The organism is Streptomyces sp. MS191, assembly GCF_008042125.1.
Lineage (GTDB): Bacteria > Actinomycetota > Actinomycetes > Streptomycetales > Streptomycetaceae > Streptomyces.
On sequence record NZ_RDBI01000040.1, the window covers coordinates 1,109,678 to 1,119,435 of the forward strand.

Below are 9,758 nucleotides of genomic sequence, written 5' to 3' on the forward strand. Positions count from 1 at the left end.
GCGGACGGGGTGTTCAGCGGCCGGTGAAGACCGCCACGGTCCGGGCCGGGACCGTGAAGGTGCCCGACTCCTTCGCGTAGCCGGCGGACTTGACGGTGCCGTCCGCTCCGGCGGCCTGGACCGGGTGGAGCGCGTAGTCCTTGCCGGCCAGGGCGGCGACCCGCTGGGTCTGCCGCTCCGGGGTGGCGTTGAAGACCACGACCAGGTCGCCGAGGCGCATGGTGATCACGCCCGGGGTCTCACCGGTGCCGGAGAGCGGGAAGGACAGGGCGTCCTGGACCTGCTCCGCGGTGGCCAGGGAGAAGGCCGGCTCGGTCGTGCGGATCTTCTGCAGATCCCGGAACGCGGCGGCGGAGCCGTCGATCTGGGCGCAGCCGACCGTCAGGGACGGAGTGGTGAGCAGCGGCTTGCCGTAGCCCCACTTGGCCTTGTTGTCGGCGGCCGGGGGCAGCCCGCGGCCGAATCCGTTGCCGTCGCGGCAGTCCCAGTGGATCGCGTTGAACCAGTCGCCGCTGTCGAACGAGTTGCGGTCGAGGGACTTGGAGCGCAGCAGGTCCGAGCCCGCCTGGGAGAGCGCGGGACCCTGCGAGAGCGTCGCCGTGGCCATCGCGAGGACCTGCATCCTGGCCCGGTCGGCGGCCGAGGTGGTCGCCGGCAGCTTGAAGGCGAGGGCGTCGTACAGGGCCTCGTTGTCGTGCGCGTCGGCGTAGGCGAGGGCGTCGCCGGGGACGGCGGCGTAGCCGGCCGGGGCGCCGTTGTAGTCGACCTGGGAACCCTTGACCGTGCGCCCGGCGGTGTCCGTGAAGCTGTAGGACGCCAGGTTGCCGGCGAGGCCGACCTTGATCAGGTCCTGGTAGTGCAGGAGGCGGGCCTTCTGCTCCGCCGGGGTGCCGTTGGCCGAGGAGGAGTTGGGGTCGGTGAACAGGCCGGAGGCGAAGCCCTGGATCCCGGGGTCCTCGTCGAAGGGGCCGCCGCCGCGGACGGCGTCACGGGCCCGGTCGGAGAAGGTGGCGACGCCTGTGCCGGCCATGTTCTTCTGGGTGGCCTGGACGAAGCGGGCGTCGTCGGCGATCTCGCCGAAGTTCCAGCCCTCGCCGTAGAGGACGATCGCCTTTCCGTCGACGCCGTCCTTGGCGACGGTGAGGCCGTCGAGGGCCTTGCGGACGGCGAGGATGTTCTCCTTCGGGTGGTGGCCCATGAGGTCGAAGCGGAAGCCGTCGACCTTGTACTCCTTGGCCCAGGTGACGACCGAGTCGACGACGAGCTTGCCCATCATGGCGTTCTCGGGCGCCGTGTTGGCGCAGCAGGTGGACGTGGCGACCGAGCCGTCGGCCAGCAGGCGCTGGTAGTAGCCGGGCACGATCCGGTCGAGGACCGACTTGTCGGCCTGGCCGGCGGCGACGGTGTGGTTGTAGACGACGTCCATGACGGTGCGCAGTCCGGCGCCGTTCAGGGACTGGACCATCTGCCGGAACTCCACCGTGCGGCGGGTGCCTTCGGGGTCGGTGGCGTACGAGCCCTCGGGGACCGTGTAGTGCAGCGGGTCGTAGCCCCAGTTGTAGGCGTCCTTGGCCGCGGCGGCGGCCACGCAGGCCTGCTGCTCCTCGGAGTCGGGGGCGAGGATCTTCAGGTCGCAGGCCGGCTCGGTCTGCTCGGACTTCTTCTCGGGGACGGTGCCGATGTCGAAGGCCGGCAGCAGGTGGACGTAGGAGGTGCCGGAGTCGGCGAGGTCCTTCAGGTGCCGGGAGCCCTTGCTGCCGGTGTCGGTGAAGGCGAGGTAGGTGCCCTTGTGGGCGGGGACGGCGGTGGCGTCCGCGACCGAGAAGTCGCGGATGTGGAGTTCCTGGATCTGGGCGTCGCGCAGCGGGACCGCGGCGGGCTTCCGCAGGCCCTGCCAGCCCTTGGGGGCGAGGCGGGGGTCGGCGAGGTCGACGACGAGGCTGCGGGCCGAGTCGGTCGTCAGGGCGGTGGAGTAGGGGTCGGTGACCTTGTTGGTGACGATCTGCCGCACGCTGGGCGCCCAGACCTTCACCACATAGCGATAGGGCTTGCCGTTCCAGGCGGGGGTGCCGGTGACCGACCACACGCCGGAGGCGTCGTCGCGGCGCATCGGCAGCGTCTTCCCGTCGAGTTCGAGCGCGACGGACTGGGCGGTGGGCGCCCACAGGGAGAGGGTGGGACGTCCCGAGCGGAACACCGGGCCGAGGGCGGCGCGGGTGGCCTTCGCGGCGTAGAGGTCGTCGAGCACGCCGGCGAGCTGGACGCCGGTGGCCGTGAGGACGGCCCCGTTCGCCGCGTACTGGGCGGCGACGAGCTGGCCCTTGAGGGCCTCGCGGACACGGTCGCGGTCGCGCGGGTCGACGGTGAAGGCCCCGGAGGACTTCAGGTGCGGGAAGGCGGCCTTCTGCGCGTCGGTGAGCGTGACCGGGTTCAGGCGCAGCACCGTGCGGTCACCGGTGAGGGCGCCGTCCTTCACGGTGATCGATCCGTCGCGGGAGGCGAGGAGCACGCTGGAGGCGGCGGCGTCGCTGCCGTTCCAGGCGAGCGTGGTCCCGTCGATCCAGACGGCCTGGGACTTGGTGAGGTCGAGGGCGGCACCGCTGCCCTTGGGCTGCGGCAGGAGGTACTTCTCCTGGCCGCCGAGCATCCACACCTCGTGGCCGTTCGCCTTCAGGTCGAGGGACTGGTCGGACGGCAGGTCCTTCTCGTCGCCCTTGTGCAGGATGTAGCTGAGGGAGGTCGCCCCGGCGGCCAGCGGAACCTCGTAGACGGCTCCGTACGCGTCGGTGCGGACCGGCTCCAGCGGCTTGGTCCAGTCGGTGGGGTTCGCGGCTCCGGTCCAGGTGTGCAGGCCCCAGCCGGCGTAGTCGCCGTCGGCGCGCTTGTAGTGCAGCACCGCCTTCGTCGTGTCCTGGGGCGGATAGGCGCCCTCGGGTGCCGCGTTGAGGACCTCCGGCCTGCCCTGCTCGATCCAGACCTCGCCGGTCTTGGACAGGTCGACGCTGCGGTCGGCGTCGGTGTCCTTGACGCCGTCCTTGTTCACGGCGATGAAGCCGACGGAGGAGGCACCGGGCTTGAGCTTGACGTAGGCGAAGGCCCCGTAGGCGTCGCGGCCGGTGAACGGCTTGCCGGCGGGCCAGCTGGTGCCCTCGCCGTCGGCGATGTCGCCCCAGGTGTAGAGGCCCCAGTCGGCGTAGTCACCGTCGGCGCGCTTGTAGTGGACGATCGCGTAGTCGCGCTGGGTGGCGGTCGGCGGCTGCTCGACGGCCGGGGCGCCGCTGGTGCCGGCGGCGGTGGCGGCGGCCGTGCGGCCGGCGGCGTCGACGACGACCGCCTTGTAGCGCAGGGCCGTTCCGGCGGGGGCGGTCACCTTCTGGGTGACCTTGTACGGAGCGTGGTCGGCGGAGCCGAGGACCTGCCACCTGCCGTTGCCGGTCTGGGCGGCGAAGACGACGCGGGCGAGGTCTCCGGCCTGGACGTCGGCGGAGATCTCCACGGTGCCGGTGGCTCCGGCCTCGGGGGCCTTGAGGGTCAGGGAGGGCCGCGCCGTGGGCGTGGCGAGGGGCTTGTCGGCCTTGAGGACGACGGAGCCGAGGGCGGGGACGGTGACGCTGATCCTGCGGTCTCCGCCGCTGGTGACGCGGGCGGTGCCGCCGTGGACCGTGGTGAAGCCCATGCCCGCGGAGGCGGTCGGGATCTCGACGGTCTTCGGCTCGGTGGCGCTGTTCACGGCGACGACGTACTCGGTCTTCGCGCGCGCGTCGGTGCGGGAGAAGGCGTAGACGGAGCCCTGGGCGTAGCGCTCCTGCTGGACGCCGTCCCGCAGCGCCGGGTGCCTCTTGGTCAGCGCGGACAGCGCGGCGATCTGCCGGTAGAGCGGGTGGGAGGCGTCGTACGCGTCGCTCGCGTGGGTCCGGTCGGTGCCGACCTGGTCGTCGTCGAGGTAGTCGGCGGTCTTCGAGGCGAAGAGGGTCTGGCGGGCGTCCTTGTCGCCGCCGGGGCCGGTGAAGCCCTGCTCGTCGCCGTAGTAGACGACCGGGTTGCCGCGGCTGAGGAACATCAGCTCGTTGGCGAGCCGGTAGCGCTGGAGCAGCTCGGCGTCGTCGGCCTTCGGGTTGTCCTGCTTGAGGAAGGCGCCGAAGCGGCCCATGTCGTGGTTGCCGAGGAAGGGGACCGACTCGTACGCGTTGGCCTTGTCGGTGGTGTAGCGGTAGTCCTGGGCGAAGAGGTTCGCCAGCTTGTCCGCGGAGCCGCCCTGGGAGGCGAAGGTGCGGGCGGCGTCCTGGAAGGGGAAGTCGAGGGTGGCGTCCAGCCGGCCCTCGGTGACGTACGGGGCGGTGACGGCCGGGTCCGCGGAGTAGACCTCGCCGAACATGAAGAAGTCGTCGCGCCCGCGCTTCCGGGCGTACGCGTCGAGCGCGGTCGCCCACTGGGTCCAGAACTCGGTGTTGACGTGCTTGACGGTGTCGATGCGGAAGCCGTCGATGTCGAAGTCGCGCACCCAGCGCTGGTAGATCTGCTCCATGCCCTCGACGACCTCGGGACGCTCGGTCCACAGGTCGTCCAGGCCGACGAAGTCGCCGTGCGCCGAGGACTCGCCGGCGAAGGTGGAGTCGCCCCGGTTGTGGTACATCGTCGGGTCGTTGAGCCAGGCCGGGACCTTGAGGTTCTTCTTGTCCTCGGCGACGACGGGGGTGCGGGGGAAGGAGTCGCGGTCGACGGCCGGGAAGCGACGGGTGCCGTCCGTGAGGTCGGCGTAGTCGGCGTCGTCGAACGGCACGCCGTCCTTGGTCAGATAGGGGAAGGCGCCCTTGGCGAGGTAGCCGTAGGACTGTTCCCGGTAGTCCACGACGTCGGCCGTGTGGTTGGTGATGACGTCGAAGAAGACCTTCATGCCCTTGGCGTGGGCCTGGTCGATCAGCCTCTCCAGGTCGGCGTTGGTGCCGAAGTGGGGGTCGACCTGGGTGAAGTCGGTGATCCAGTAGCCGTGGTAGCCGGCGGAGGCGTCCTTGCCGGTGCCCTGCACGGGCTGGTTCTTGAAGATCGGCGCCATCCAGATGGCGGTGGTGCCCAGGCCCTTGATGTAGTCGAGCCGCTGCGTCAGGCCCTTGAGGTCGCCGCCCTGGTAGAACCCCTTGTCGGTGGGGTCGAAGCCGGTGTCGAGCCGGGTGCCGGTCAGCCCGCCGCGGTCGTTGCGGGTGTCCCCGTTGGCGAAGCGGTCGGGCAGCACGAAGTAGAACTGCTCGCGGGTGAGGTCGTGGCGGGCGGGCTGGGCCGCGAGGGCCCGGTCGGAGGGCGGGGCGGGTGGTGCCTGCGCACCGGCGGCCGGGAGGGCCGGCACCAGCGCGGCGCACAGGGCGGCGGCCACGACGGCAGCCGTTCTCTTGCGTATCACGGGGGTTCTCCCAGGAGGTACGGGAAGGGGGGCCGCCCCGGCGGGGCGGCCCTGGCGGAACGGTGGGGTCAGTTGCGGAAGGAGTCGTTCAGGACGATCTGGCCGGAGGCCGGGACCGTGGCCGTGCGGTTCGCGCCCGATTCCCAGGTCACGTTGCCCGCCGCGTCCTTGCGGACGTACTTGTACTCGAACGACGTGCCCGCGGGCAGGGAGACGGTCAGCTTCCAGACGGGGTAGCTCGCCGGGTCCAGCTTGAGGGCGGCGGCCGGGGACCAGTTGCCGAGGGCGGACTGGTTGCCGGTGACGTAGATGTCCTGGCCGACCACGGTCGTGGCGTTCACGTTGAACGAGGCTCCGGCGGCGGCCGGCGGCGGGGTGGTGGTGCCGCCGGAGCAGGTCCGGGCGTTGGTGTGGAGGGCGACCGCGGTGTTCGCGGCCAGCGTCGCGGTGAACTGGCCGGACGTGTTCACGGTGACCGTGCCACCGCTTTGCACGTCGCAGTAGGTGCCGGCGGCCAGCGAGGTCTGGAAGGTGCGGGACAGCGCCGAGGTCTCGTGGTTGATCGCCACGTACGCCTTGTCGCCGCGGCCGAACGCGATCGCGTTGTTGCCGTTGTCCCACCAGTTCGTGACCGAGGTGCCCCGGGCCGCGTTGCGGAAGCCGACCATCGAGGAGATCTCGCGCCAGGCGTGCTGGCACTTCCAGCCGTCGCTGTAGCAGGCGTTCACCTGGCCGCCGCCCGGTGCGCCGGCGTCCTTGTCGGTCCATTCGTAGCCGGAGTGGACGTCCGGGGAGCCGTAGGGCCAGGCCAGCATGAAGACCGAGGCGAGCGTGTAGGTGGCGCCCGCCTTGTAGTTGAGGGTGTCGCCGCCGCGCTCGGTGTCGTGGTTGTCGACGAACACGCCGGACTTGCCGGAGGCCATGTAGCCCCAGGACTCGCCGAAGTTGCTCAGGTAGGAGAGCTTCTCGGAGCCGAAGATCCGCTTGAGGTCCCGGGCGTAGCGGAACTCCTGCACGTCGCCGTTGCCGAGGTACTCGCTGGGCGAGACCGCCTCGCCGGCGCCGTAGATCGCCTCCTGCTTCCAGTACACGCCGGGGTTACTCAGCCGGGACTTGATGTTCGCGAGGTCCGCTGCCGGCATGTGCTTGGCGGCGTCGACGCGGAAGCCGTCCACGCCGAGCGAGAGCAGGTCGTTCATGTAGCCGGCTATCCGGCCGCGCACCCAGTCCTCGCCGGTGTCGAGGTCCGGCAGGCCGACGAGTTCGCAGTTCTGGACGTTCGCCCGGTCCTGGTAGCTGGAGATGGTGGCCCGGCAGTCGTCCATGTCGGTGCCGGAGTACAGGCCGGGGTAGTCGTACTTGGAGAACGAGGTCCCGCCCGTTCCCGTGCCCGACGCGTTGGCCATGTGGTTGATGACGGTGTCGGCGACGACCTTCACGCCCGCCGCGTGACAGGTGTCGACCATGCTCTTGAAGGCGGTGCGGTCGCCGAGGGGGCCGGCGATCTTGTAGCTGACGGGCTGGTACGCGGTCCACCACGCGCTGCCCTGGATGCGCTCCTGGGGCGGCGACACCTGCACGTAGCCGTATCCGGCGGGGCCCAGCTGCTCGGTGCAGGCCTTCGCCACGGAGGCGAACTTCCACTCGAACATGACCGCGGTGACGTCCTTCTCACCGGGCGGGGCGGCCTGCGCGGGGGCGGGTGCCGTGACGGCCACAGCGGCTCCCGCCACGAAGGCGAGTGCAGCGGCCACGGTCTTTCTGGCCATGATTCCTCCTGCCGACTTCACTGTCGCAAGAAGTTGCCGAAAATAGCAGCAACTGTTTTCAGCCGTGACCGTACGAGTGCCCCGACACCCGGTCAACCCTTTGAACCCCCCCAACGCAAGGAGTTACGCAAGCAGTTGCAGTGACGGGCGGGCCGGCGGCTGCGCCGTGGACCCCCGTACGACCAGCTCCGGCTGGAAGACGAACTCCGTGCGCTGCACCGGGTTCCCCTCGATCTCCTCCAGCAGCGCCCCGACGGCCGCCGTCGCCATCGCCTGCACCGGCTGGCGCACGGTGGTCAGCGGCGGATCCGTGAAGGCGATGAGCGGGGAGTCGTCGAAGCCGACCACCGAGACGTCGGCGGGCACGTCGAGGCCCCGGGCGCGCACCGCGCGGATCGCGCCCAGCGCCATCAGGTCGGAGCCGCAGACGATGCCGGTGCAGCCCTGGTCGAGCAGGATGTCGGCGGCCGCGTGACCGCCCTCGACGCCGAACAGCGTGGGACGCACGTAGCGTTCGGCCTCCTCCTTGTCGATCCCGAGCAGGAGGTGCAGTTCGGCCGCGAAGCCCTCCGCCTTGCGGCGCGAGGGCACGTACCGGGTGGGACCGATGGCGAGACCGATGCGTTCGTGGCCGAGTTCGACCAGGTGCCGCACGGCCATCCGCGCCGCCGCCCGGTCGTCGGGCGAGACGAAGTTGGCGTCGATGTGCTCGTTGAAGCCGTTGATGAGGACGAACGGGACGCCCCGCGCGGCCAGGCGGACGTAGCGGCCGGGATCGGCCGCGGCGTCCGCGTGCAGCCCGGAGAGGAACACGATGCCGCAGACCCCGCGCTCCACCAGCTGGTCGACCAGCTCGTCCTCGGTGGCACCGCCGGGCATCTGGGTGCAGAGCACGGGGGTGTAGCCGTGTCCGGCCAGCACCTGTTCGACGACCTGCGCGAACGCCGGGAAGATCGGGTTGGTCAGCTCGGGCACGACCAGGCCGACCAGGCCGGCGCTGCGCCGTTTCAGCCGTACCGGACGCTCGTAGCCGAGCACGTCGAGCGCGGCGAGGACCCGGTGCCTGGTCGCACCGGCGACCCCGGCCTTGCCGTTGAGCACCCGGCTGACCGTCGCCTCGCTGACGCCGGACTGCGCCGCGATGTCCGCGAGCCGCGGGGCGCCGTTCCCGGCGCCCCGCGGCAGGGGGATCGTCACACCGCCCACCAGACGGTGGTGTCCGCGGGCAGCTCGACCACGCCGTCCGCGGCGGAGAGACCCACCGGCTCGTTGGCAAGCAGGAACCGGCCGGGCAGCGGGACGGAGATGGCCCGGCCGGTGGTGTTGGCGGTGCAGACGAAGCCGTCGCGGCGGAAGGAGAGCACKCCCTCGGGTGCCTCCTGCCACTCGACGCCCTCGCCCGCACCGAGTCCGGGCTGTTCGCGGCGCACGGCCAGCGCGCTGCGGTACAGCTCCAGGGTGGAGCCGGGGTCACCGGCCTGTGCCTCGACGCTCAGCCCGCCCCAGGTGGCGGGCTGCGGCAGCCAGCTGCCGCCGTCGCCGAAGCCGTAGGAGGAACCCTCGACCGTCCACGGCAGCGGCACCCGGCAGCCGTCGCGGAAGCCGTCCTGTCCGGTGGCCCGGAAGAACGACGGGTCCTGGCGGASCRCGTCGGGSAGGTCGGRGACSTCSGGCAGYCCSAGCTCCTCGCCCTGGTAGACGTAGGCGGAACCGGGCAGTGCCAGCATCAGCAGCGTCGCGGCGCGCGCCCGGCGCAGGCCGAGCTCGCGGTCGCCGGCCTCGCGCAGCTGGGTGCCGAGGCCCGCCGGGTTGGCGAACCGGGTGGCGTGCCGGGTGACGTCGTGGTTCGACAGGACCCAGGTGGTCGGCGCGCCGACCGGGCGCATCGCGGCGAGCGAGTCGTCGATGACCCGGCGCAGCTCGGCGGCGTCCCAGTGGGTGCCCAGGTACTGGAAGTTGAAGGCCTGGTGCATCTCGTCGGGGCGCACGTAGTGGGCGGTGCGCTCGACGGTGGGGGTCCACGCCTCGGCGACCAGGACCCGCTCGCCGTCGTACTCGGAGAGGACCTGGCGCCACGAGCGGTAGATCTCGTGGACGCCGTCCTGGTCGAAGAAGGGCATGACGTCGTTGCCGAGCAGCTTCAGCTGGTCGTGCGCGCCGATGTCGGGCAGGCCCTCGGCCTTGACCAGGCCGTGGGCGACGTCGACGCGGAAGCCGTCGACGCCCATGTCCAGCCAGAAGCGCAGGATCGAGCGGAACTCGTCGCGGACCGCCGGGTGCTCCCAGTTGAAGTCGGGCTGCTCGGGCGCGAAGAGGTGCAGGTACCACTCGCCCGGGGTGCCGTCCGGCTCCTGGGTCCGCGTCCAGGCGGGGCCGCCGAAGATGGACTCCCAGTCGTTGGGCGGCAGTTCGCCGTCGACGCCCTTGCCCGGCCGGAAGTGGTAGCGCTCGCGCAGCGGCGAGCCGGCGCCGTCGCGCAGCGCGCGCTGGAACCACTCGTGCTGGTCGGACGAGTGGTTGGGCACGAGGTCGACGATGATCCGCAGGCCGAGCCCGTGGGCCTCGCGGATGACGGCGTCGGCGTCGAGCAGGCT

The 9,758-nt window shown here is 71.4% G+C and carries 4 protein-coding genes; all 4 read right to left on the minus strand.

Annotated features, from left to right (window positions below):
- Positions 1-13: 13 nt before the first annotated feature.
- The gene (gene pulA / locus EAO71_RS12080) at positions 14-5,395 is read right to left on the minus strand and encodes a pullulanase-type alpha-1,6-glucosidase (protein ID WP_147977726.1); all 5,382 of its coding nucleotides are present in this window, start codon (positions 5,393-5,395) and stop codon (positions 14-16) included.
- Between the two features lie 68 nt (positions 5,396-5,463).
- On the minus strand, positions 5,464-7,164 hold the full coding sequence (locus EAO71_RS12085; RefSeq protein WP_147977727.1) for a carbohydrate-binding module family 20 domain-containing protein: 1,701 nt from the start codon (positions 7,162-7,164) through the stop codon (positions 5,464-5,466).
- A gap of 123 nt (positions 7,165-7,287) precedes the next feature.
- On the minus strand, positions 7,288-8,370 hold the full coding sequence (locus tag EAO71_RS12090; RefSeq protein ID WP_147977728.1) for a LacI family DNA-binding transcriptional regulator: 1,083 nt from the start codon (positions 8,368-8,370) through the stop codon (positions 7,288-7,290).
- Positions 8,358-9,758, minus strand: a 1,401-nt coding sequence (locus EAO71_RS12095) for a glycoside hydrolase family 13 protein (RefSeq protein WP_147979250.1), incomplete at its 5' end; no start/stop codon positions are given. The genes EAO71_RS12095 and EAO71_RS12090, both read right to left, overlap by 13 nt.